Source organism: Streptomyces atroolivaceus, assembly GCF_000717025.1.
Lineage (GTDB): Bacteria > Actinomycetota > Actinomycetes > Streptomycetales > Streptomycetaceae > Streptomyces > Streptomyces atroolivaceus.
This window is the reverse complement of sequence record NZ_JNXG01000067.1, coordinates 1-470: the sequence shown is the minus strand read 5'-3', so window position 1 is coordinate 470 and position 470 is coordinate 1. Positions and strand designations below refer to the sequence as shown.

The 470-nt window shown below is 71.3% G+C and carries 1 protein-coding gene; it reads right to left on the bottom strand.

Annotated features, from left to right (window positions below):
* Positions 1 to 470, bottom strand: a 470-nt coding sequence (locus OO67_RS35435; protein WP_425274695.1) for a coiled-coil domain-containing protein, incomplete at both ends; no start/stop codon positions are given.

The window sequence follows — 470 nt, the reverse complement described above, 5'->3', positions numbered from 1 at the left end:
TGCGCCTCCTGGCGCTGCTGCGCGAGGGTGCGCTGCTTCGCCTGGATCTTCTGCAGCGACTCGGCCTGCTTGGCCGTCAGCTGGTCCAGCGCGGAGGCCCGGTCGAGGAAGGTGTCCGGGTCCGAGGAGAGCAGCAGCTGGACGGAGGGGTCGAGACCGCCGGAGCGGTACTGCGCGGTGGCCAGCGAACCCAGCTCGCCACGCAGGGTGTTGAGCTCGTCCTGGCCGCGGGCGACCTTGTCCTGGAGCGCGTCGGCCTGCTTCTTGAGCTTGTCGCGCTGCTCCTTGGCGCCGTTGGCCTTCTCGGTGGCGACCTCTGCCTCGTGGTAGAGCTTGTCGACCTTCGCCTTGACCTCGCTCCTGGTCGGCTCGGGGTCGGCGTGGGCGGCCTGAGAGGTCAGGGCCACGGCTGCGGCGGCGGTCGCGGTGAGCACGGTCACGCGGGTGCGGCTCGGCTGCTTGGGACGACG